Source organism: Nocardia sp. NPDC057455 (genome assembly GCF_042802775.1).
Classification (GTDB): domain Bacteria; phylum Actinomycetota; class Actinomycetes; order Mycobacteriales; family Mycobacteriaceae; genus Nocardia.
Genome location: NZ_JBHVDM010000111.1, coordinates 1 through 21,547 on the forward strand (window position 1 = coordinate 1; position 21,547 = coordinate 21,547).

At 69.4% G+C, this 21,547-nt stretch carries 21 protein-coding genes; 7 read left to right on the top strand and 14 right to left on the bottom strand.

Features of this window, described 5'->3' with window-relative positions; genetic code table 11:
• Positions 1-219 precede the first annotated feature (219 nt).
• A complete protein-coding gene (gene guaB, locus ACFU5M_RS30255; RefSeq protein WP_379054305.1) occupies positions 220-1,764 on the bottom strand; it encodes an IMP dehydrogenase in 1,545 nt (514 codons plus the stop codon).
• 224 nt (positions 1,765-1,988) lie between these two features.
• Between guaB and ACFU5M_RS30260 the strand changes: the two genes are divergently transcribed.
• Positions 1,989-2,402 carry a DUF5319 domain-containing protein gene (locus ACFU5M_RS30260; RefSeq protein WP_039795739.1) on the top strand — a complete coding sequence of 138 codons (414 nt, stop codon included), beginning with the start codon at positions 1,989-1,991 and terminating at the stop codon, positions 2,400-2,402.
• 235 nt (positions 2,403-2,637) lie between these two features.
• On the opposite strand, the gene ACFU5M_RS30265 is transcribed toward ACFU5M_RS30260, so the two are convergent.
• From ACFU5M_RS30265 to ACFU5M_RS30275, 3 genes are all read right to left on the bottom strand, one after another.
• Positions 2,638-3,810: an anti-sigma-D factor RsdA gene (locus ACFU5M_RS30265; RefSeq protein WP_379054306.1), complete on the bottom strand. Its 1,173-nt coding sequence runs from the start codon at positions 3,808-3,810 to the stop codon at positions 2,638-2,640.
• The gene (locus ACFU5M_RS30270) at positions 3,803-4,381 is read right to left on the bottom strand and encodes a sigma-70 family RNA polymerase sigma factor (protein ID WP_043687710.1); all 579 of its coding nucleotides are present in this window, start codon (positions 4,379-4,381) and stop codon (positions 3,803-3,805) included. The genes ACFU5M_RS30265 and ACFU5M_RS30270 overlap by 8 nt, the downstream gene beginning before the upstream one ends.
• Positions 4,382-4,511: 130 nt before the next feature.
• A complete protein-coding gene (locus ACFU5M_RS30275; protein ID WP_379054307.1) occupies positions 4,512-5,396 on the bottom strand; it encodes a hypothetical protein in 885 nt (294 codons plus the stop codon).
• A 627-nt stretch (positions 5,397-6,023) separates the two neighbouring features.
• On the opposite strand from ACFU5M_RS30275, the gene ACFU5M_RS30280 reads away from it, so the two are divergent.
• The 3 genes from ACFU5M_RS30280 to ACFU5M_RS30290 all read left to right on the top strand — a co-directional run bounded on the left by ACFU5M_RS30280 (position 6,024) and on the right by ACFU5M_RS30290 (position 7,580).
• The gene (locus tag ACFU5M_RS30280) at positions 6,024-6,317 is read left to right on the top strand and encodes a WhiB family transcriptional regulator (RefSeq protein ID WP_379054308.1); all 294 of its coding nucleotides are present in this window, start codon (positions 6,024-6,026) and stop codon (positions 6,315-6,317) included.
• A 434-nt stretch (positions 6,318-6,751) separates the two neighbouring features.
• Positions 6,752-7,327, top strand: coding sequence for a sigma-70 family RNA polymerase sigma factor (locus ACFU5M_RS30285; protein WP_040864969.1), 576 nt, complete (start codon positions 6,752-6,754; stop codon positions 7,325-7,327).
• 1 nt (position 7,328) lies between these two features.
• Positions 7,329-7,580 carry a hypothetical protein gene (locus ACFU5M_RS30290; RefSeq protein WP_379054309.1) on the top strand — a complete coding sequence of 84 codons (252 nt, stop codon included), beginning with the start codon at positions 7,329-7,331 and terminating at the stop codon, positions 7,578-7,580.
• Positions 7,581-7,804: 224 nt separating this feature from the next.
• Here the strand turns inward: ACFU5M_RS30290 and groL are convergent, their stop codons facing one another.
• Together groL and groES are read right to left on the bottom strand one after the other, a co-directional pair.
• A complete protein-coding gene (gene groL, locus ACFU5M_RS30295; RefSeq protein ID WP_379054310.1) occupies positions 7,805-9,415 on the bottom strand; it encodes a chaperonin GroEL in 1,611 nt (536 codons plus the stop codon).
• Positions 9,416-9,645: 230 nt separating this feature from the next.
• Complete coding sequence (gene groES / locus ACFU5M_RS30300) at positions 9,646-9,948, bottom strand: co-chaperone GroES (protein ID WP_028479292.1); 303 nt, start codon at positions 9,946-9,948, stop codon at positions 9,646-9,648.
• Positions 9,949-10,534: 586 nt separating this feature from the next.
• On the opposite strand from groES, the gene ACFU5M_RS30305 reads away from it, so the two are divergent.
• Positions 10,535-12,064 (top strand): Hsp70 family protein, encoded by a 1,530-nt coding sequence (locus ACFU5M_RS30305; protein ID WP_379054311.1) that lies wholly within the window; start codon positions 10,535-10,537, stop codon positions 12,062-12,064.
• Positions 12,065-12,266: 202 nt separating this feature from the next.
• Here the strand turns inward: ACFU5M_RS30305 and tsaD are convergent, their stop codons facing one another.
• From tsaD to ACFU5M_RS30340, 7 genes are all read right to left on the bottom strand, one after another.
• Positions 12,267-13,310: a tRNA (adenosine(37)-N6)-threonylcarbamoyltransferase complex transferase subunit TsaD gene (tsaD, locus tag ACFU5M_RS30310; protein WP_379054312.1), complete on the bottom strand. Its 1,044-nt coding sequence runs from the start codon at positions 13,308-13,310 to the stop codon at positions 12,267-12,269.
• Entirely contained in the window at positions 13,307-13,810 is a 504-nt protein-coding gene (gene rimI / locus ACFU5M_RS30315) for a ribosomal protein S18-alanine N-acetyltransferase (protein WP_379054313.1), read from the bottom strand. The genes tsaD and rimI overlap by 4 nt, the downstream gene beginning before the upstream one ends.
• A 5-nt stretch (positions 13,811-13,815) precedes the next feature.
• On the bottom strand, positions 13,816-14,532 hold the full coding sequence (gene tsaB / locus ACFU5M_RS30320) for a tRNA (adenosine(37)-N6)-threonylcarbamoyltransferase complex dimerization subunit type 1 TsaB (RefSeq protein WP_379054314.1): 717 nt from the start codon (positions 14,530-14,532) through the stop codon (positions 13,816-13,818).
• 55 nt (positions 14,533-14,587) lie between these two features.
• Positions 14,588-15,040, bottom strand: a complete 453-nt coding sequence (tsaE, locus tag ACFU5M_RS30325) for a tRNA (adenosine(37)-N6)-threonylcarbamoyltransferase complex ATPase subunit type 1 TsaE (RefSeq protein WP_379054315.1) — start codon at positions 15,038-15,040, stop codon at positions 14,588-14,590.
• Positions 15,033-16,097: an alpha/beta fold hydrolase gene (locus ACFU5M_RS30330; RefSeq protein WP_379054320.1), complete on the bottom strand. Its 1,065-nt coding sequence runs from the start codon at positions 16,095-16,097 to the stop codon at positions 15,033-15,035. The genes tsaE and ACFU5M_RS30330 overlap by 8 nt, the downstream gene beginning before the upstream one ends.
• 11 nt (positions 16,098-16,108) lie before the next feature.
• The gene (gene alr, locus ACFU5M_RS30335; RefSeq protein WP_379054321.1) at positions 16,109-17,251 is read right to left on the bottom strand and encodes an alanine racemase; all 1,143 of its coding nucleotides are present in this window, start codon (positions 17,249-17,251) and stop codon (positions 16,109-16,111) included.
• A 508-nt stretch (positions 17,252-17,759) separates the two neighbouring features.
• Entirely contained in the window at positions 17,760-19,205 is a 1,446-nt protein-coding gene (locus ACFU5M_RS30340) for an NAD(P)H-hydrate dehydratase (protein ID WP_379054316.1), read from the bottom strand.
• 42 nt (positions 19,206-19,247) lie between these two features.
• Here ACFU5M_RS30340 and ACFU5M_RS30345 point away from each other — a divergent pair, with 42 nt between their 5' ends.
• Positions 19,248-19,679 carry a cupredoxin family copper-binding protein gene (locus tag ACFU5M_RS30345; RefSeq protein ID WP_379054317.1) on the top strand — a complete coding sequence of 144 codons (432 nt, stop codon included), beginning with the start codon at positions 19,248-19,250 and terminating at the stop codon, positions 19,677-19,679.
• Positions 19,680-19,768: 89 nt separating this feature from the next.
• Here ACFU5M_RS30345 and ACFU5M_RS30350 read toward each other — a convergent pair whose 3' ends face one another.
• Positions 19,769-20,260: a MarR family winged helix-turn-helix transcriptional regulator gene (locus tag ACFU5M_RS30350; protein WP_379054318.1), complete on the bottom strand. Its 492-nt coding sequence runs from the start codon at positions 20,258-20,260 to the stop codon at positions 19,769-19,771.
• Positions 20,261-20,399: 139 nt separating this feature from the next.
• On the opposite strand from ACFU5M_RS30350, the gene ACFU5M_RS30355 reads away from it, so the two are divergent.
• Positions 20,400-21,547: MFS transporter (locus ACFU5M_RS30355; RefSeq protein ID WP_379054319.1), on the top strand; the 1,148-nt coding region annotated here is incomplete at its 3' end.

A 21,547-nucleotide genomic window follows, 5' to 3' on the forward strand; every position in this document is an offset into this window, starting at 1 on the left:
GGTCGAGACTCACGCCTTCGACGCATGCGCTTCGACCGCTGGAACGCGAGCCGGGCCGCGAACGGCGCTCGTAAGACTCGCGCCTCCGGTGGTTACTTGTGGGGGCAGGTGGGCAGCACGAATGAACCGCCGACTCCCGCGCGGCTTGCTCTCCGCCACAGCCGGTGCGCAAGCTCCATCATGCACGGACCGGTTGGTCCTGTACATGAACCTAGTGGGCTAACCCCGTCCGGTGTAGTTAGGGGCCTCGACGGTCATGGTGATGTCGTGCGGATGGCTCTCTTTGAGGCCCGCCGCGGTGATCTGCACGAACTGGGCCTCCTGCAGATGGGCGATCGACTGCGAGCCGGTGTAGCCCATGGCGGCGCGCAGGCCACCGACCAACTGGTGGATCACCTGGTTGACCGGGCCGCGGAACGGCACCCTGCCTTCGATGCCCTCGGGGACCAGCTTGTCCTCGGCCAGCACGTCGTCCTGGAAGTAGCGGTCCTTGGAGAACGACTTGGCCTGGCCTCGACCCTGCATGGCGCCCAGCGAGCCCATGCCGCGGTAGCTCTTGAACTGCTTGCCGCCGACCAGGATCAGCTCACCCGGCGACTCGGCGGTGCCGGCGAGCAACGAGCCGAGCATCACGGTGGACGCGCCCGCGGCGATGGCCTTGGCGATGTCGCCGGAGAACTGGATGCCGCCGTCTGCGATCACCGGGACGCCCGCGGGCTTGCACGCGGCGACCGCCTCCAGGATCGCGGTGATCTGCGGCGCACCGACGCCCGCGACGACGCGGGTGGTGCAGATGGAGCCGGGGCCGACGCCCACCTTGACCGCGTCCGCGCCCGCTTCGACCAGGGCCGACGCGCCCGCACGGGTGGCCACGTTGCCGCCGACCACCTGGATCCGGTCGCCGACCTCGGTCTTGACCTTGGTGACCATCTGCAGTACCTGCGCCTGATGACCGTGCGCGGTGTCCACCACGAGCACGTCGACGCCGGCGTCGGCCAGCGTCATGGCACGCGACCACGCGTCCTCGCCGACCCCGACCGCGGCGCCGACCAGCAGACGGCCGTCACGGTCCTTGGTGGCGTTGGGGTATTGATCGGTCTTGACGAAGTCCTTGACGGTGATCAGGCCCCGCAGGCGCCCGTTTCCGTCGACGATCGGCAGCTTCTCCACCTTGTGCCTGCGCAGCAGCCCGAGCGCGGCCTCGGCGGTCACGCCCTCCTGCGCGGTGATCAGCGGAGCCTTCGTCATCACATCGGCGACGCGGCGGTCCTGATCCACCTCGAACCGCATATCGCGATTGGTGATGATGCCCACGAGCGCGCCGGTCTCGTCCACCACCGGAAGGCCGGAGATGCGGAACCTGGCGCACATGGCGTCGACCTCGGCGAGGGTGTCGTTCGGACGGCAGGTCACCGGGTCGGTGACCATGCCCGCCTCGGACCGCTTGACCGTCTCCACCTGAGCGGCCTGGTCGGCTGCCGACAGGTTGCGGTGCAACACACCCATGCCGCCCGCGCGGGCCATGGCGATCGCCATCCGCGCCTCGGTCACCGTGTCCATGGCAGAACTGACCAGCGGGGTGCGCAGGCGGATATCCCGGGTGAGCCGGCTGGAGGTTTCCACAGAGCTGGGGATGAGATCCGAGGCGGCAGGCAGCAACAGCACATCGTCGAATGTGAGGCCGAGCATGGCGATCTTGTTCGGATCGTCACCACCCGTAGGAGGGCGGACTGCGATTCGTTCGCCCGGTACGGGATTACTCATTCGGATCGACCCCTCCTGGACGTCGATAGCGACCGGCGCCGGCATAACCGGCGCCGTGACGGCTGATGGGATAAACGTTGGTTCGGCGGCGGTGCGGTCGGGACCGCCGTAGCCTGTGCTCCATGGTATCTGTCCGGTGAACTCGCCGACGAAGTGAGCCCACCACCGAAACTGGCAGGCCGCATCGCTGGCGCAGACCACCCTGTTCTGCGTACCGTGGGGATGTGCGTGACCATCTACCACCTGGCTTGCCGCCGGATCCGTTCGCCGGAGACCCCTCCGACCCGTCCGCCGCGCTCGACGCCATCGAGCCCGGCGAACCGCTGGATCCCCACGAGCGCCTTGCGGTCGAGGAGGATCTCGCCGACCTCGCGGTGTACGAGGCGCTGCTGGCCCACCGCGGAATCCGCGGGCTCGTGGTCAGCTGCGAAGACTGCAGGCAGGACCACTACCACGACTGGGACATGTTGCGAGCCAATTTGCTTCAGTTGCTGGTCGACGGCACGGTCCGCCCGCACGAGCCCGCCTACGACCCGACGCCGGAAGCGTACGTCACCTGGGACTACTGCCGGGGCTACGCGGACGCCTCGATGAACGAGGCTTTCCACGGCGACGGGTTCGACGGATTCGACGGCTGAGACCGGCCCCACCGATACGCACGCGGGCCACTCGAGGCTCGCGTACTTCGCGCTTGCCTTTGTGATTTTCGACGCACACAGTCCCCTCGGCAAGCGGACATCGAGGCCCCTTCGCGGGCCGACACGCCGATGAACCACGGCCTGATGCGTCTGCCGGACAGACCGGACCCCAAGAGACAAAAAGCCGACCGCCAGATCGGCGATCGGTTCTTGCCTTGTCCGATAGTGCTTGGTGTCAACGACCGGGCGGCACGAACGATCCTGGGTTGGGAATGACGGGCACGCTGAAGGTCGGCGGCTGATTGCTGTTGCCGTTGGTACCGGTGTTGCCCTGCGTCGGAGCGGTGGGCGGCTGCTGCTGCGGCGCCGTCGGATTACCGGTGTCCGCCGTGGGTCCGCCCGTGGGCGGCGGCTTGACCTCCGTGACCGGCGGCTCCTGCGGGGCCGTCGGTTCCACGGTCGCCGGCGGCTGGGTGGTTACCGGCGGGGCGGTGGTCACCGGCGGCACCGTGGTCGGCGCGCCGCCGCCGTTCGATGTCCCGCCACCATTCGATGTCCCGCTGCCGTCCGGAGCGGTGGCATCGACCGTGGTCGAAGGCTTCGTCTGCTCACCCGGCTGTTGCACGATCGTCGAGGTTCCGCCGGTCGACGGGTTGGGCTTCGTGCTCGCACTGGTGCCGGGGGTGGCACGTGGATCGGTGGTTCTGGGCACCGTCGACTCGAGCTGGTCGGCCAGTCCCTTGTCCACCTCGCGCAGCTTCGCGAGCAACTGCTCCCACTGGGCCATCAGGTCGGCGCGCTTGTCCGGATCGCTGACCTGCGCGGCGTTCTCCTTGGCCCGCTCCAAGCGCACCTTCGCCTGCGCCGGGTTCTGCGCGACCAGCGTCGACGCCTCGTTCAGATCGTCGCCCGCACGCTGCACCACGGTGGTCTGGGCCTGTTCGCTGAACACGACCTCCTTGACCCGCCATAGCGGATCACCCGGCTCCGCGTTGTACGAGAACGCCGTCATACCGCCGAAGACCAGGGCCAGCGCGGCCGCGGCGCCCATGATCGGGCGAAGCAGCCTCAGCCGCCCGCCGCTGTGCGCCCCGATGCGAACCTGCCGCGCACCGATCTCCTGATTGACCGCGGCCACGATCACATCCAGGTCCGGTTCGGCCGACATCGGAGCCGCGATCAGCTCCGCTCGCCAATCCGCGAGCAACGTCGCGAGCTGATACTCCTCGGCGCTGTCGGTGTGCACCGGACCATCGCTGGCGATGGCGTCGATCAGAGCATCGTCGCGGCGTACCGCGGCGATGTCGACCGGGCCGGTATCACCGGACGCCTCGGCGTAGGGACCGCTGTTTCGCGATCCAAGCCGCGCCTTCCGGTCACCCCGACCGCGCTCGCCATCCCTAGCCATACATTTCACCTGCCCTCGCCACTTGTGACTTGAGTTTCGCGAGTGCCCTGTGTTGGGCCACCCGTATCGCACCCGCCGTACTGCCCACGGCGACTGCGGTTTCTTCTGCTGACAAACCCATGACCAAGCGCAGGATCAAGATCTCTCGATGCTTCTCGGGAAGCGTCGCGAGCAGACGGTTCATCTGTCTGCTCGTCTCTGATTCGAGAGCTCGTTGTTCCGGTCCCTGGTCGGTGGATATGACATCTGGTACTTCGGCCATCGCCTCCGCCTTGTTACGGGCGGCATTGCGATGAGCGTCGGCGACCTTGTGCGAAGCGATCCCGTAAACGAAGGCCATGAAGGGCCTGCCCTGGTCTTGATACCTGGGCAAGGCGGTCATCACAGCCAGGCAAACCTCCTGCGCAACGTCGTCCGCGGAGAGCTGCCCACGCTCCGCGGCTCCGATCCGCGCGCGGCAGTAGCGCACTACCAGCGGGCGGACCATCTCCAGTACCTGAGCTAAAGCGGATCTGTCGCCCTGCGCAGCGGCAGCGACGGCGAGGTCCAACTCTTCGCCCGTGTGCGTCATCGTCAGAGATATTCCTGGCGTTACAAAGTGGCACGGTCCGGTGACGACCAGTGCTTCCACCGAAGGGGCGGAACGGATCTAACAATAGCGACCCGATGGCCGGAACTTGGCAACACGGTGGACTCAGTGATCACCTACCCGCCACCAGGGGGCGCAACGCGCCTCCGGCGCGGGCGATGACCGCGGCGCACTCGGCCGCCTCCGCCGCCGCGTCCGCCGCGCCCGAACCGGCGCGGAGCATGGCGCAAGCCCATCGCAACGGCAGCAGCCCGTGTGCGCGGCACTGCTCGGCCACGTCCTCGGCGCAGACGCCGGATCGCCCGCGCGCGCCGCGGGCCACGTCGGCCGCGGCCACCAGAAGGCGCGACTTGACCTGGTGCCGCACCGACGGGGATCGGTCGGCCAGCTCGAGCGCGGTCGCCGCGTGCGTCGCGGCAGCCTCGAAATCACCTGCTGCCAGCGCGGTTTCCGCGGACACCCAGCCCAGGCGGATCGCGGGACGCCAACCTGCCCCGTACTGCCGCGCCGCCGACTCGCTGCGCCGCAGCAGCCGATCGGCCAGCGCGAGCCGCCCGGTCCCGAGCGCGTCGGCGGCGAGCCCGGTGAGCGCGTCACAGATCGCGTCGGCGCGGCTGGGACGGTAGCCGCCCGCCTCCTCCGACGTACCCCCGGAGTCGGCCTCGGCCCCGGCGCCGGTGGTGAGGATCAGCGCGGCCGCGCGCCCGTCGAACGCCGCCGCACGCTCGTGCCTGCCGAGCTGGCGGAGGAAAGAGCCCTCGGTGCTTCCCGCCAGTGAGAGGAGGACGGGGTCAGCACTGTGGTTGCATACCTTTCGCAATTCGGCACGCGCCGCGGCATAACGCCCTTGGCCGCCGAGGACCACCGCGCGATACCACCGGCCGAGTGCGTCCGAAGCGGGCGGCAACTCGGCGGCGGCGCGCCCCGGATCGGCGCCGAAGGCGGCCTCGGCGAGGACCGCGACGTGAGGATCTCCGAGCGGAGCGGGCGCGAACACGGGCGCACTCTATCTTGTGCGGCACGCGGGCCGGGACGACGAAAGGTGAGCGACCGCGGGCGGGCGACGGCTCCGGATTTCCGCTGCCGAGCCGATGTTTCCATTAGGTAAATCTAGCCCTGGCAATCGTCGAGCGGCCACGCCGGGAATTCATGCGCGTTTCGCGTAATTAACCTGCTCGCCCCGTTTCCGCCATCTTCGGATCCGCGCCTCCCGAACGCCGTCGGCCGCGGGGGCGACCGTCCTCTGGCGCGCCCCATCCGCACCGAAGCGGCTCCACGCCGCGAAAATCGCCTCTACCTGCGGAAACTTGATCGACCAAGACACAGGCGGGCACAACGGACCTCCGGCCAACCGAACAGTATCGCCGGAACCAACGCGAAAAGTAAACAGTTCGGAGGTTAAATTTCGCAGCGGGAGATTTGGAAAACTGCTGCGTCGAACTATTGACGGAATTTCGCGGCTGGACCTAACGTAACTCATCGCCACGGACGGCGCCGCGCGAAATTGCAGCGACCGCGAAGGGCGAGCCCCAGGGCACCCTCGCCGACACGGCGTCGTGGCCCACAACTGTTGCAGGACAACTGCTCGACAATGCTGACGAGCTCGCACCACGAGGAGTTCACCATGCCCATGCCGACCCACCTCCCGGGACCCAACGCCGATGTCTGGGATTGGCAGATGCGAGGATCGTGCCGCGGGCAGGATTCCGCGGTGTTCTTCCATCCCGATGGCGAGCGTGGCCGAGCCCGCACCGCGCGCGAGATGCGCGCCAAGGAGATCTGCCGTTCCTGCCCGGTACTCATGCAGTGCCGCACCCACGCGCTGAAAGTCAGCGAGCCCTATGGCATCTGGGGCGGCATGTCGGAGACCGAGCGCGAGATGCACGCGCGGCGCAACCGCCGCCGCATGGCCGTCTGAATCAATCCCCTCCCATCCGCACACCACCGGGCGTCGAATTCCTAGCAAACAACGGGCCACTGCAACTTGCTTCGGCCGAGCCGTTCACGCGACACGGTGATCGGTTCAGCGCCGGAGATCGGCGCGTGGGTTCCGATCGTCACCATCGATCGGCCGGCCGCCGAGCGAAGGCCGGAAACCGTGCATCCGCCGTATCCGGCGCGGTGCGACAGCGCTCGGCGTGTCACGGCGTGTCTCCTCCCGAGATATCCGGCGTGTCGGCGCTTTTCGCAACGCGGCGCCGGTTCCGTGCCGGGCTTGTGGGCACCCCACCGGAAGGGAGGTCATAGCGGCACGCTACGGTAGTGACCGATGACACAGAATGGAGCGTTGTGACAACGCGGCCGCCAGCCGCAGAGGGCGACTCGTTCCGAAGAGCAGCCTTCCCACCCACGGTGGATTCTGCGGTTACGGCACGCGCAGCCGAAAGTATCGAGCTCGCCGCGCTTCTGCATCGATGCGGCCGAGCCGACCAGGAAGCATTCGCCGAACTGTACGACCGGACGTGTGCGCGCGTCTTCGGTCTGGTGTTGCGCGTTCTGCACGATCCTGGATACGCGGAGGAGACCACGCAGGAGGTCTATCTGCAGATCTGGCGGATGGCATCGAGCTTCGACCCGGCGAAGGGTTCCGCGGTGACGTGGTTGATGACGCTCGCCCACCGGCGCGCCGTCGACCGGGTCCGCGCCGAGCAGGCCCACACCCAGCGCGAGGTCGCGTACGGGATCCGGGTACTCGGCAACGAATTCGACGAGGTCACCGAAGAGGTCGAGCGCAGGCTCGACCAACAGGCTGTCCTGGCTGGTCTCGCCACACTCACCGAAACCCAGCGGGAAGCCATCTCGCTCGCCTACTACGGCGGGCGCACCTATGCGGAGGTAGCCACCTACCTCGACGTAGGGTTACCTACGGTTAAGTCCCGGATTCGGGACGGATTGACACGACTGAAGAAAAGTTTGGGGGTGACGTGAGATGAACGAACGCCAGATCGATCTCGCGCACACCGTCGCGCTCGGATCGATCGACGACGAAGACCATCAGGAAGTGCAGGAACTGTTCGACAGCGAGGACCCCGTGCTACGCGCGGAGTTCATCCGGGAAGTCAGAGACACCAAAGAAGCGCTCTCCGTTCTCGCCACAGCCACGACGGCCACTCCACCGCCTGCGCTGCGCGCCCGCCTACTCGCGGCCATCGCCGCTGAACAGCCGCCGGTCGCCAGCTGAATCCGGCATCCCGCCAGGCATTCCGCTCCACGCGTACGAGCCCCGGACGATCCGGACCATCCGCCGACCCCTCCGGTCCTGCGGCAGACAGCGTGTCGAGCTTCGGAACCTCCTCGGTATCGTCCGGTAGTCGCGTCCCGGCCCCGGCCCGGCGCGAGAACCGGCAAGGCCCCCGAACCACGCGGGTTCGGGGGCCTTGTCAGCTGTATTGCCCGACGGTCTGGTCAGTGCGCGTGGCCGTGGTGGCCGTGATCGGCCTGCTCCTCGGCGGGCTTGTCGACCACGGCGCTCTCGGTGGTGAGCACCATGCGCGCGACCGACGCCGCGTTCACGACGGCCGAGCGGGTCACCTTCACCGGGTCGACGACGCCGTCGGTGAGCAGGTCGCCGTAGGTGAGCGTGGCGGCGTTGAAGCCCTCCTTGCCCTCGGCCACCTTGCTGACCACCACCGCGCCGTCCAAGCCCGCATTGGTGGCGATCCAGTACAGCGGCGCCCGCAGCGCGGTGCGGACCACCTCGACGCCGATGGCTTCGTCACCGGACAGCGAGTCGCGCAGCTCGACGAGCTTGCCCGCGGCCTGCACCAGCGCGGTGCCGCCACCGGGCACGATGCCCTCTTCCACGGCGGCCTTGGCGGCGCTCACCGCGTCCTCGACGCGGTACTTGCGCTCCTTGAGCGCGGTCTCGGTAGCCGCGCCGACCTTGATCACCGCGACGCCGCCGGCCAGCTTGGCCAGCCGTTCCTCGAGCTTCTCGCGATCCCAGTCGGAATCGGTGGACTCGATCTCGCGGCGCAGCTGCGCGACGCGCGCCTCCACGTCCGCCGCGGAACCGGCGCCGTCGATGATCGTGGTGTCGTCCTTGGTGACGACGACGCGACGCGCCTTGCCGAGCACTTCCAGGCCCGCCTCGCGCAGGGTGATGCCCAGATCCGGGTTCACCACGGTGCCGCCGGTGACCACGGCCAGGTCGTCGAGGAACGCCTTGCGGCGGTCGCCGAAGAACGGCGCCTTCACCGCGACGGCCTTGATCGTCTTGCGGATCGCGTTGACCACCAGGGTCGACAGCGCTTCCCCCTCCACGTCCTCGGCGAGAATCAGGACGGGCTTGGCGCTCTCGGCGATCTTCTCCAGCAGCGGCAGGAAGTCCGGCAGCGAAGTGATCTTCTCGCGGTGCAGCAGTACGAACACGTCCTCCAGGACGGCCTGCTGGCTGTCGGGATCGGTGATGAAGTACGGCGACAGGTAACCCTTGTCGAACTGCACGCCCTCGGTGACGACCAGCTCGGTCTGCAGCGTCGAGGACTCCTCGACGGTGACGACGCCGTCCTTGCCGACGGTGGTCAGCGCCTTGCCGACCATCGCGCCGATCTCCTCGTCACGCGAGGACACCGTCGCGACCTGGGCGATGGCCTGCTCGCCGGAGACCGGGGTGGCCAGCGCGAGCAGCGCCTCGGAGACCGCGTCGGCGGCCTTGGCGATGCCGGAACCGACCGCGATCGGATTCGCGCCCGCGGCAACGTTCTTCAGGCCGGCGCGAACCAGCGCCTGGGCCAGCACGGTGGCGGTGGTCGTGCCGTCGCCCGCGACGTCGTTGGTCTTGGTGGCGACGCTCTTGACCAGCTGAGCGCCGAGGTTCTCGAACGGGTCTTCGAGCTCGATCTCGCGGGCGATGGTGACGCCGTCGTTGGTGACGGTCGGGCCGCCGAAGGACTTCGCGAGCACGACGTGCCGTCCGCGCGGGCCCAGGGTGACCTTCACCGCGTCGGCGAGCTTGTCGACGCCGCGTTCCAGAGCCCGGCGAGCTTTCTCGTCGAACTCGATCTGCTTTGCCATGGGAATTCGCTCCTGTAGTGGATTGCGGCGCTCCGGACCGTCCCCAGGCCCGTCGCTCACACCGCTGTGTCCGATGGGCGGTGCTCCCGGGGCCCTCCGTGGTTACGCAGGCTGCCGCCTACGGGCCAGTCGCTCGCACCGCGTGTTTCAGTGCCGTGGTGTCGGCGCCGAACGCGTTCCGCCCCGGGTCGCGAGAGACACCGGGGCGGAACGCAGTCGTGCCCGATCGGCTACTTGGTGACGACGGCCAGCACGTCGCGCGCCGACAGGATGAGGTACTCCTCGCCCTGGTACTTGATCTCGGTGCCGCCGTACTTGCTGTAGATGACGGTGTCACCCTCCTGGACATCCAGCGGGATGCGCTTCTCGCCCTCGTCGTCCCACCGGCCGGGACCGACGGCGACAACGGTGCCCTCTTGCGGCTTTTCCTTCGCCGTGTCGGGGATGACCAGGCCGGAGGCCGTCGTCGTCTCGGCCTCGTTGGCCTGGACGAGGATCTTGTCCTCGAGCGGCTTGATGTTCACGCTCGCCACGTTGAGCCCTCCACTTTCAGGGGATTCGGTCGTCCGGAACCGTTGTTCCGAACTCGTCGGTTGGTCACGATGCTGACCCCTGCGCATAGCCCCGTCGTCGCGGGTGCCGGGACCCCTGCCCAGTGGTCGAGCTGCTGGCACAAGCACTACACACAGTGCCGACTAGCACTCTATACATGAGAGTGCCAGCGCTCAAGGGTGGGCGGTGCCAACTTTGCCGCGGCGCGCCCATGACGCTCCGGGCTTGGCGATAAGTTCGAGAAAACAGTAACGTTCGGATAACGGATTGTGACACTATTGACGACGGCTGCGGTCCAGCTGCCGGGTTGGTCGCCGAGCAGGCGGCGGCGCGGCGGCTCAGGGGTACCACAGCGTCGCCGAACTCGCAGCGCCGCAGCACGATCGTTGCACCACCAGCTTCACCAGAGAGCAAGACACACGTGATCCATGGCCGGTCCCCGCGACCCACCCGGACGAGGGGCCGGTTCGTTTCCCGGTCCGGGTCGCGCGTCATCCATACGGCGGTCCGGCAGTCCATTCGAGATGGTCGGCGACACCATGACCATCCGCTCGAAGGGAGGTGAACATGCGAACATCCCTCGGCATCTCGGCCGGGGCCGAGGTCGTGTGCTCGGCGTTGGTCTCCACCGCGCCCAACGGCATGCAGAGCTTCGACTACCGCGTCGTCTCCGCCGACGCGGCCCATTCCGATCTCGGCGACCTGGTGGCGTCCTCGATCGAGCTGATGACCACCCAGCTGCCCACCACGCAGCCGCCGCGCGAGATCATCCGTCCGGTCGGCGGCCGGTTCGGGGGCGGCCCACGCGATTTCGAGCCGATGACCGGTCACCCGCCCACCAGCGTCGCGGTCGCCTACCGCACCAAGGAGCAGGCGCAGATCATCCGCTCCGCCACCGGCAAACAGCGTGAGCTTCGGCTGATCCCGGAGGGCACCGCCGCGCTGACGTATCTGCGGCACACCGGCCTGCTGGACCGCTACGACACGGTCGCCATAGTCGATCTCGGCGCCTCGGGGCTCAGCGTCACCGTCGCCGACCGGGCCGAGGGCTCGCTGCTCCGTTCCGATCGCACCGCGACCGTCAGCGGCAAGGCGATCGACGACCTGATCTACCACCATCTGGTGGATATGCACTTCGCCCGGCGCGGCACCCGCCCGAATCGCGGCATGCTCACCAACCGAGGCCGCGCGGCGAAGGAGCACCTGTCCATCGCGCCCGCGGTCACCATCGACCACGTCGCCGGGCGTCCGCTGAAGCTGACCAGGGCCGACTTCGAAGAATTGATCGCCGACCTGCTGCGCGACCTCGCCCGATTCGTCACAACGGCGTTCGCCCGGGCGCCCCGCCAACCGCAGGCGGTCGCGGTCATCGGCGGCGGCGCCAACATCCCCGCGGTGCTCGACACCCTCATCGCCGCGCTGGATGTCCCGGTGTTCACCGTGCCCGACCCCGAGGCGGTGACCGCGAAAGGCGCCGCCCTGGTCGCCGATTCGGTGCAGCCGTCGGTCTTCCCGGTCGGCGCGCTCGGCGGCGACGCGCCCGCGGGCACGGTCACCAAGGTGTTCGGCACCTTGGCCGGTGCGATCGTGGTCGTCGGGCTGATCGTCGGGTACGGGGTCAAGACTTTCTCGCCCACCGCGGACGACGAAGTCTCCCCCGCCGGGACCACGAGCAGCGCTTCCCAGCTGCCGAACCCGACATCCGCACCGCCCCTGACCACGGCTGCCGGTACGCACGACCGCACGCCGGACAGCACCGGCATCGCGCCGACCACCACGGAACGCGGGCCGCAGAGCACCACCGGCTGGCCGACGGTGACGCAGGTGATTCCGCCCACGCAGCCCACGCTGCGCCCGGATCCGAACCTCCCCCCGATCCCCTTCCCCGAACTGCTCGGTCCGCTGTTCGGCAATCCGAATGCCGCGCCGGGCAGTTCACCGCAATCGAGCCGGACCCTCGGGCCCACGGCGCCCAGCGCCACGGCGCCCGGCACGAGTCCGTCGCCCACCCAGGCGCCCGCGCGGTCGGGCCTGCCGTTGCCGCCCCGGGGTAATTCGGGGTCCGCGTCCAACCCGGGACTCCTCGCGCCGAACTGATCCGCGCACAGGTGCGGGTCACGGCCGAGTGGCGGGCCCGGCCAGGCGCTCGTCTCCGGTCGTCTACCGGCCGGCCATCACCGAGGCGCTGAGCCGTCGACGTCTCCACCCGATCCGCGTGCCGATCGCCGGGCCGCAGATCCCGGCGATGCAGCCGGATCCGGTCGGCCACGACCCGGCCCGCCGACCGAGTACGAGCAGTTCAGCGAACCATGCTGACCGACACCGGCAGACCGGGGTCGGTGGCGACCGTCAGCGGCGAAGGGGCCGCGCCACCCGCGATGACATGCGCGCCGAGCGCGGCGATCATCACGCCGTTGTCCGTGCACAGCCGGGGCTTGGGCACCCGAAGGGTCAAACCGGCTGCGACGCAACGCTCCTCGGCCATCGAACGGATTCGCGAGTTGGCCGTGGCGCCGCCGCCGAGCACCAGCGTGCCGACGCCGACATCCTGAGCCGCCCGAATCGCTTTCATGGTGAGCACATCCGCCACCGACTCCTGGAACGACGCCGCGATGTCGGGGATGGGCAGATCGTCCGCGGCGACGCCGTCGCGCTGCGCCGCCTCCACGTAGCGGGCCACCGCGGTCTTGAGGCCCGAGAAGGAGAAGTCGTAGCGCGGGTCGCGCGGCCCGGTCATGCCACGGGGAAACGCGATAGCGCGCGGATCGCCGGTCGCCGCGGCGGCGTCCAGCGCCGGGCCGCCGGGAAAACCCAGCCCGAGCAGACGCGCCACCTTGTCGAACGCCTCGCCCGCCGCGTCGTCGACGGTGCTGCCCAGCTCCACGATCGGCTCGGACAGATCCGTAACGTGCAGCAGGTGGGTGTGCCCGCCCGACACCAGCAGCGCGACGCACGGCGGCATCGGCCCGTGTTCCAGGGTGTCCACCGCGACGTGGCCGCCGAGATGGTTCAGCGCGTAGAAGGGGACATCCCAGGCTGCCGCATACGCTTTCGCGGCGGCGACGCCGACCAGCAGCGCACCGGCCAGGCCGGGGCCGATGGTCACCGCCAACGCGTCCGGTTTCGCGATACCCGCCGCCGACAGCGCGCGGCGCATGGCGGGCACGATCGCCTCGAGATGCGCGCGCGAGGCGATCTCCGGGACGACGCCGCCGAAGCGCGCGTGCTGATCGACGCTGGAGGCGACCTCGTCGGCGAGCAGTTCGCAGGTACCGTCGGGGTTCCCGCGGACGATGCCGACTCCGGTCTCGTCGCAGGAGCTTTCGACGCCCATGATGATCACGACAACACCTCGTCCGGTGTGCGCCACCGGCCCTCGCTGGTCAAGGCGGGTCGGCGCATGGTGTACGCGTCCGCGCCACTGGGGTGGTAGTAGTTCTTGCGCAAGCCGATGATGTGGAAGCCGTGCTTGGCGTAGAGCGCGATCGCGGGTGCGTTGTCGGTGCGGACCTCCAGGAACACCGGCCCACCGCGCCGGCCCGCCTCGGCGAGCAGCGCCTCCAGCAGCAGTGTGCCGACGCCCGCGCGATGGCAGCGAGGGTCGACACCGATGGTGTGCACCTCGGCCTCGGGGTGTTCGGCGTCACCCAGCAGGGCGATACCCGCGTAGCCCACCATTCGCCCGTCCTCGTCGCGCGCGGTGATGTAGCGGTTGTGCCGGCCGGCCAGCTCGGACTGGAACGCCACGGCGGCCCATGGATCGTCCTCCGGGAACAGCAAGTGCTCCAGTTCGACGCAGCGCGTGATGTCGGCCGCCACCATCGGCTCGATCCGGAAAGTCATCAGCATCACGCTCCCGTCCGGTCGAGTCGGCGGTACGCGTTCTCGACCGCGTCCGGCCTGCGCAGGTACAGCGGAACCAGCGGCTCCGGCACGCTGCGCGACAGCAGCTCGGGGGCGGCCACGCGCACCAGTCCGGCGGGCGAGGGCGTTTCGGCGGGGAGCACCGGAAGATCGAAGAAGTCGACGTGTGAGGCGGATCCGGCGATCGCCGTGGCCGAGCCTTCGTCCAATTCGGAGGGCTTGCACACCTCGGGCCCGGCCACGCGCGCGCCTTCGCGATACCGCGCCCAGTACACCTCGCGCCGTCGCGCGTCGGTCACCACGAGCAGTTCGGCCTCGGGCGGGAGCTCGACCGGGGGTGACACGGCGGGGTCGGCGGCGGCGTCGGCGGCGATCGCGTCGAGGCTGCACACGCCGTATACCGGGATGCCGAGCGCGTCACCGAACGCGGCCGCGGTGGCCATGCCGACGCGCAGGCCGGTGAACGGACCCGGACCGACGCCGACGACGATCGCGTCGATGTCCGTCCTGGATCGACCTGCCTCGGTGAGGCATTCGAGGATCTGCGGGGTAAGCACCTCGGCGTGGGCGCGGGGATCGACCCGCACCCGGTAGGCGATGGTGCGCGCCCGGACCGGGTCCGCCGCACCGGCGCCCTGCTCCAGGTCCACCAGTCCCGCTGTGACGGCGGGTGTCGCGGTGTCGACGGCTAGTACAAGCATGATTGGGCCAACGATACCGGGTGGTAGGCGGCACCGACGCAGAGCTACCTGAGAGCTAACCCACCCATTCCCAGATGGCGGTGCGCACATCCGAATCCGGCTCGCGCGACAGCAGCACGCGCAGGTGCCGCTCGGCGAGGTGCTCCACCACGCCGCGGCCCCACTCCACCACGACCACCGCCTGATGCAGATCGGTGTCCAGGTCCAAAGCGTCCAGCTCGTCCAGGTCGCCGCCGAGCCGATAGGCGTCCACATGCACCATGGGCACCGACGGCCCGCCCGCGCGCTGCCCGGCGCGGTGCTGACGCGCGATGATGAACGTCGGCGAGCTGACCCGGCCCTGCACGCCGAGCCCCGCGGCGATGCCACGGGTGAGTGCGGTTTTGCCCGCGCCGAGCGGACCGTCCAGCACCACCAGATCACCGGCGCGCAGATCCGTGGCCAGTTCCCGGCCGAGCGCCTCGGTGTCGGCGACGGTGGGCAGGATTCGTTGCCGTGGTTCAGCCACCGGTCACCTCCGACCCCGCCGCGTCGATCGCGCCCGCGCGCACCAGCAATCGATCCAGCGCGGCGTTGACGATGTCCGGGTACTGCAGATGCGGCATGTGCGCCGCGCCGTCCAGCCGGATGAGTTCGCTGTCGGGCAGCGCGGCGGCCAGCGCGCGCGAATTGCGGAACGGGATCACCAGGTCGTGCCCGCCGCCGAGCACCAGGGCCGGTGTGCCTGCCAGCACGGGTAACGCCGCCGACTCGTCGTGCAGCTCGATCGCCTGGAGGAACTTCACGATGGTCTCCATCGGCGTCTGGTCGATCATCAGGGTCGTGAAGCGCGACAGCGTGGGGCTCACCGGGCCGTGGAACGAGCTGACGTGCAGGATCGGCGTGATCACGTGCCGCGCGGTGACGCGGCCCGCCTGCACCAAGGCGGGCGCGGTGTGCACGGCCAGCCGGAAGCCGTCGATCGCGGGATTGCGCAACAGCTGCCCGACACCCGCCGTGGTCACGCCGGCGGCCGTGGTCGACAGCAGTGCGATCCCGATCACTCTGGCCGCGAACAGCTCCGGGAATCGCGCGGCCGCGGCCAGGATCGCCATCCCGCCCAGCGAATGCCCGACCAGCACCACCGGTCCGGCCGGAGCGGTGGCGCGCAGCACGGCGGCGAGATCGCAGCCGAGCTGGGCGACGGTACAGCTCGCGGCGCTCGGCACGCCGGAACGGCCGTGGCCGCGCAGATCGAACAGCACCATGCGAACCCGTGCGCCCCATCGCTTTTCCAGGTCACGCCGTTGAAAGTGGAAGGACGCCATGCTGTTGCAGAAGCCGTGCACGTAGATCACCGTCACCGGCGCGTCGTCGGGGCCGCAGGTCCGCGTGGCCAGGGGCACGCCGTCATCGGCGAGCACCGTCCCCGCGCGGTCCGCATCGATCAGGGCGAAGTTCTCGTCGCGGTAGTCGTCACCCCGGGCGGGCCACAGCACCCGCGCGCCGGCGCGCCGCAGAGCATGCGCGCCGGCCAGCGCACCGACGACACCCACCGTGGCCAGCCCGCCGCGCAGCGGGGTCATCCGGAAGCGGCTCACCGGGCGTCACCCGTGTAGCGGCGGGTGACCCGGCCGCGCGGCGAGCACACCACTTCGTAGTGGATGGTGCCGAGCAGGTCCGCCCAGTCCTGGGCATGCGGTCGCGCACCGAAGAGGATCGCGGTGTCGCCTTCCCGGACACCCGCAGCGTTGTCACCGAGGTCCACGACGAACTGGTCCATGCACACCCGCCCCACATTTCTGCGTAAGGCCCCGCCGAGCAAGACGTCGAATCGTCCGCTCAACGGACGGAACACGCCGTCGGCGTAACCGGCGGGAATCAGCGCGACGGTGGTGTCGTGCGGCGCGATCCATTGGTGCCCGTAGGAGACGCCTTCGCCGGCGGCGACCCGCTTGACCAAGGCCACCCTGGCCTGGAACGTCATCGCGGGCCGCAGGCCGAAATCATCGTCCGGTATCGGGGACAGCCCGTATACGGCGATACCCGGCCGGACCAGGTCGAAGGCCAGGTCCGAGCGGGTCAGCGTGGCGGCGGAATTGGCGATGTGCACCAGCTCCGGCTCCAGGCCGTGCTCCTTGGCGGTGGCGATCGCGTCCTGGAACCGGGCGCGTTGCACGTCGTTGTTGGGGTGCCCGGGTTCGTCGGCGTGCGCGAGATGGGAGAAGATCGCGCGAAAGCGCACCGCCTGCTCGTCGACCAGCGCACGGAGCGCGGTCAGCACTTCCGGGTATTCGACCGGCGACACACCGTTGCGGTTCAGGCCGGTGTCCACCTTCAGCGTGACCGTCGCCGGACGGCCGGTGCCACGGACCGCGGCCTCGACCGCCCGCAGATGCGCCTGCGAGGACACCCCGATCTCGACGTCGGCGGCCACCGCGGCCGCGAAGTCGGTGTCCGTGCTGTGCAGCCAGCACAGAATGGGCGCGGTGATCCCTGCCGCACGCAACTTCACGGCCTCGGCCACCGTCGTCACACCCAGTTCCGCCGCCCCCGCGGCCAGCGCGGCCCGAGCCACCTCGACTGCGCCGTGGTTGTAGCCGTCAGCCTTCACCACCGCCATCACCGCGGCGTCGCCTGCGTGCTCCCGCAGGATTCGCACGTTGTGCGCGATGGCGTCCAGGTCGATGACCGTTTCCACTTGCGCATTCACCGCAGTCCGTTCCGCCTCTCCGGGAATTCAGGCCGTACCAGTCGGGTGGTACAGGGTTCGCGTTCAGGTCCCGCGTCCGGTGCCACCTGGGTCTTGGGCGTCCCCGGCGAGTTACCCATGTGCTTTCGAAATCAGTCGTTGCGTTGATTCCGGTCGAGTCTATGGGCGCGCTCGGTTCCGGTTCCACTCGGTTGACGCACCGGTCCTCCCCTGTGATCGGCGCCATGTAGGACACCGATCCGGACGACGGCGCGGGCCATGTAGCACGCCGGATCGCTGGGCAACCGCAGGCCCTTCGAACGTCGCTCACCAAACTCCCGCCCGCTGCGGCACCGTCCATATTCGCGGCCGATCGGCTTCGGACCCAGAAGTTCCACCGACAACTCGGTGCTCATATACCGGGTCAGGGGAGGTAGCCGCTCCGCACCGACTGATGCCGCCGTAATGTGCAGCGACCTACGCGTGGGAAAACTCCGGCGGAGGGATACCCGGCTCCCAGCGTCGGCGGACCGCGTGGTCGCGGCAGCGCATCGGATCAGAAGGGGTGGGCGAGGCCGCGTAGAACGCCGATCGCGGGACGGACGTGGGCGGCCAGGACGCTTGCCGAGATGGGTGTTCCCGCGGGCGCGTCGTCGTGGGCGGCCAGGTTCGCGGCCAACGCGTGCACTCGCGCTGCCGCCGCAGCCGACCAGGCGGGGTCGCGGCCGGCCGCCAACAGCGTCCCGATGATGCCCGAGAGCACATCGCCCGCGCCCGCGGTCGCCGCCCACGAACCGCCCGCTTCGTTGACCAGCACCGGACGGCCCGGTGCGGCGACCAGCGTCGCGCGGCCCTTCAACAGCACCGTGACCTGCCAGAAATCGGCGAGGCCACGGACCGCGCCCACCCGGTCCGGGCCGACCTCGTGGCCTGCGAGGCGGGCGAACTCGCCCGCGTGCGGGGTCAGGACGGTTGGGGCCGCGCGATCGCGCACCAATTCCGGCGCCGCGGCCAGCAGGGTCAGGCCATCGGCGTCGATCACCACCGGGAGGTCGGTGGCCAGGATTTCGCGAAGGCGTTGCCCGGCATCGTCGTCGGTGCCCGCGCCCGGACCGAAGACCCAGGACTGGACGCGACCGGTGGTGGCGAACCGCTGGGTGGCGATCACTTCGGGAAAGTGGTGCAACACCTCGGCCGCCGCGGTTCCGGCATACCGCACCATGCCCGACGTCGCGGCGACGGCAGCACCCGCGCACAGCACCGCGGCGCCCGGATACGTTGCGCTACCGGCGCATATACCCGTCACGCCTTGCGTGTACTTGTCGTCGGCCGGGCCTGGCACCGGCCACGCGGCGCCGATCGAAGCGGGTTCCAGGGCGACGAGATCCGCTTCCGGAAGACGCAAGCCGATGGGCACCAATTCGATTCGGCCGCACTGCGGTGCGGCGAGGGCGTGCACCGGCTTGTAGGCGCCGAAGGCGACCGTGACGTCCGCGCGGACGGCGGGGCCTTCGACCGCCCCCGTGTCCGGGTCGACGCCGCTGGGCAGGTCGGCCGCGACGATCGGAGCATTCAGCGCCGCAACGATTTCCGCCGCACGCGGACGCAGCGCGCCACGACCGGAGATGCCGACGATGCCGTCGATCACCAGGTCCGGGTCACCGGCGTCGTCGGCCACTCGACCACCCGCTTTGCGCAGCGCCGCAAGCCCTTCGGCGTGCGCCCGCTCCGGGTTGAGCAATACCGCCGTGACGGCGACACCGCGGCGGCGCAACTGCGCTCCGGCCCAGAGCGCGTCGCCGCCGTTGTCGCCGGATCCGACCAGCAAGGTCACCGCCCGTCCCGCGACACCGCCGGTACGCTCCCGCAATTCCCCCGCCACCACCGTGGCCAAGCCGTGCGCCGCGCGGCGCATGGGCACGCCGTCCGGCACCCGGGTGAACAGCTCGGCCTCCGCCGCGCGGACCGCGTCTACGGTGAAATAGCCCCGGTGCGTGGACATCGCCGCTCCCTCCGTCGGTGTGGCCTACTACGCTTGGCCATCATGCCAAGTGTTCGCCGCCGCACCGGGACCGTCCGCGTCGTCACGGGAGTCGCCTTGGCCGGCGCGCTGCTGCTGTCCGGCTGTGGGTCCGACGAATCCGGTTCGACCGCCACCACTACGAAGAAACCGGCTCGACCGGCCACCACCACCGCGCAGCAGACCGGCGAGCGCAAGCCCGCCGCCGCCACCATCGCGGTGGACGACATGAAATTCTCCCCCGCCGAGGTCACCATCAAGGTCGGCGACACAGTCACCTGGAAATTCGGCGACAAGGTGCCGCACACCGTGCAGGGCATCGGTGACAAGGCGATGGGCATCAACAGCCCGATCATCGATAAAGGCGAGTGGAGCTACACCTTCACCACGTCCGGTAGCTACCGCTACCTCTGCTCGCTGCACCCGGAGATGCGCGGGACGGTCACCGTCGAATAGGCCCGGACGGGACCGCGCTCCGGAACCACCGATTCCGGCGCCGGCCGACGTCCGGGAAGCCTGCTGAATCCGCGGCTCGCCTCCAGCTCTCACACCGGGCGATAATCTCGTGGCCGGGCCCCGCGGGCGGAACTGGTGTTCAGTGCTTCGACCGCGGCCACCAGCGCAGCGAGTTCCGGGTTGGCGGCCGCTTGGCCGAGAGCGCCGGCCAGCGCTGCGTCGTGGGTGGGCCGGGCCTGCTCGAGCAGGGCCGAGCCCGCCGGAGTCACGTCGGTGTAGATGCCCCGGCGGTCGTCCGGGCACAGGTACCGCTGGAGCAGGCCGCGATCCTCCAACCGGGAGACCAGCCGGGTGGTGGCGCTCTGGCTGAGCACCACGGCCTCGGCGACCTGGTTCATCCGTAGGTGCCCGCCCGGCCCGTCGTGCTGGCGGCTCAGGACGACCAGCAGTGAGTATTCGCGAACGCTCAGGTCATGGCCGGATTGCAGGGCCCGCTCGATGTATGCCTCGATCCGGTCGTGCAGCAGCGAGAGTGCGTACCAACCATCGGCGAGGCCGGTCGCAGCGGTATCCGCGGTCATCGGCATTCCTTCGGCGTCGGGGATCAGACCTCCAGGATAGCCAGGTTGCGCAATAGCACGCGCTTGCAATTAATCGGCGTCTGCAATTATTGTCAACGCCTGTAAGGATCTGACGCAATATTATGTGGAGGTTGCCCTCATGCCCCTCGCACTCCTCGCCCTGACCCTCGGGGCATTCGGCATCGGGACGACGGAATTCGTGGTCGTCGGCCTGCTGCCCGACATCGCGGACAGCTACGCGGTGTCCATCCCCACCGCGGGCTTGCTGGTCACCGGGTACGCACTCGGTGTCGTGGCGGGTGCGCCGCTGATGACCGGCCTCGGCACTCGGATTTCGCGCAAACGCATGCTGCTCGGCATGCTGACGCTGCTCGTCCTGGGCAACATCCTGTCCGCGGTCGCACCGACCTTCGCCCTGATGGTCACCGGGCGGATCGTGGCCTCGCTGGCCCACGGCGCGTTCTTCGGAATAGGCGCCGTGGTCGCCGGAACCCTGGTCAGCGCCGACCGGCGCGCCGGTGCGATCGCGATCATGTTCACCGGGCTCACCGTCGCCACCATGGTCGGTGTGCCGCTGGGGACGCTGCTCGGCCAGCACTTCGGCTGGCGGCTGACGTTCGTGTTCGTCGCGCTGATCGGGTTGATCGGCCTGGCGGGCGTCGCGGCGCTGGTGCCGGATCAGCCCGCCGCGGCGAACGCCCGGCTACGCACCGAGCTGGCGGTGTTCCGCAATCCCCAGGTACTGCTGGCGATGGCGATGACAGTGCTCGGCTTCGGCGGCGTGTTCGCCGCGATCACCTACCTGGCGCCGATGATGACCGAGGTGACCGGCTACGCGGAGAGTTCGGTCACCTGGCTGCTCGTATTGTTCGGCCTCGGCTTCTTCGCGGGCAATCTGATCGGCGGCAAGTTCGCCGACCGCCACCTGATGCCGATGCTGTATCTCACCCTCGGCGGGCTCGCGATCGTTCTCGCGCTGTTCACCGTCACCGCGCACGACAAGGTCGCCGCCGCCGTCACGGTCGTGCTGATCGGCGCCCTCGGCTTCGCGACCGTACCGCCGCTGCAGAAGCGCGTCCTCGACCAAGCGGCGGGTGCGCCGACCCTGGCCTCCGCGGTCAACATCGGCGCGTTCAATCTCGGCAATGCCGTGTCGGCCTGGCTCGGTGGCGTGGTGATCGCCGCCTGCCTCGGCTACACCGCCCCCAACTGGGTTGGCGTCGGCTTGGTCCTGGTCGCGCTGGCCCTCGCGGTCTTGTCCGGATACCTCGAGCGGCGCGCTATGCC

Excerpts from the sequence above, each read along its gene's own strand:
- guaB (WP_379054305.1), bottom strand. The coding sequence starts at position 1,764 with ATGAGTAATCCCGTACCGGGCGAACGAATCGCAGTCCGCCCTCCTACG.
- ACFU5M_RS30265 (WP_379054306.1), bottom strand. The coding sequence starts at position 3,810 with ATGGCTAGGGATGGCGAGCGCGGTCGGGGTGACCGGAAGGCGCGGCTT.
- ACFU5M_RS30270 (WP_043687710.1), bottom strand. The coding sequence starts at position 4,381 with ATGACGCACACGGGCGAAGAGTTGGACCTCGCCGTCGCTGCCGCTGCG.
- ACFU5M_RS30280 (WP_379054308.1), top strand. The coding sequence starts at position 6,024 with ATGCCCATGCCGACCCACCTCCCGGGACCCAACGCCGATGTCTGGGAT.
- ACFU5M_RS30290 (WP_379054309.1), top strand. The coding sequence starts at position 7,329 with ATGAACGAACGCCAGATCGATCTCGCGCACACCGTCGCGCTCGGATCG.
- groL (WP_379054310.1), bottom strand. The coding sequence starts at position 9,415 with ATGGCAAAGCAGATCGAGTTCGACGAGAAAGCTCGCCGGGCTCTGGAA.
- ACFU5M_RS30305 (WP_379054311.1), top strand. The coding sequence starts at position 10,535 with ATGCGAACATCCCTCGGCATCTCGGCCGGGGCCGAGGTCGTGTGCTCG.
- rimI (WP_379054313.1), bottom strand. The coding sequence starts at position 13,810 with ATGACTTTCCGGATCGAGCCGATGGTGGCGGCCGACATCACGCGCTGC.
- tsaB (WP_379054314.1), bottom strand. The coding sequence starts at position 14,532 with ATGCTTGTACTAGCCGTCGACACCGCGACACCCGCCGTCACAGCGGGA.
- ACFU5M_RS30330 (WP_379054320.1), bottom strand. The coding sequence starts at position 16,097 with ATGACCCCGCTGCGCGGCGGGCTGGCCACGGTGGGTGTCGTCGGTGCG.
- ACFU5M_RS30340 (WP_379054316.1), bottom strand. The coding sequence starts at position 19,205 with ATGTCCACGCACCGGGGCTATTTCACCGTAGACGCGGTCCGCGCGGCG.
- ACFU5M_RS30345 (WP_379054317.1), top strand. The coding sequence starts at position 19,248 with ATGCCAAGTGTTCGCCGCCGCACCGGGACCGTCCGCGTCGTCACGGGA.
- ACFU5M_RS30350 (WP_379054318.1), bottom strand. The coding sequence starts at position 20,260 with ATGACCGCGGATACCGCTGCGACCGGCCTCGCCGATGGTTGGTACGCA.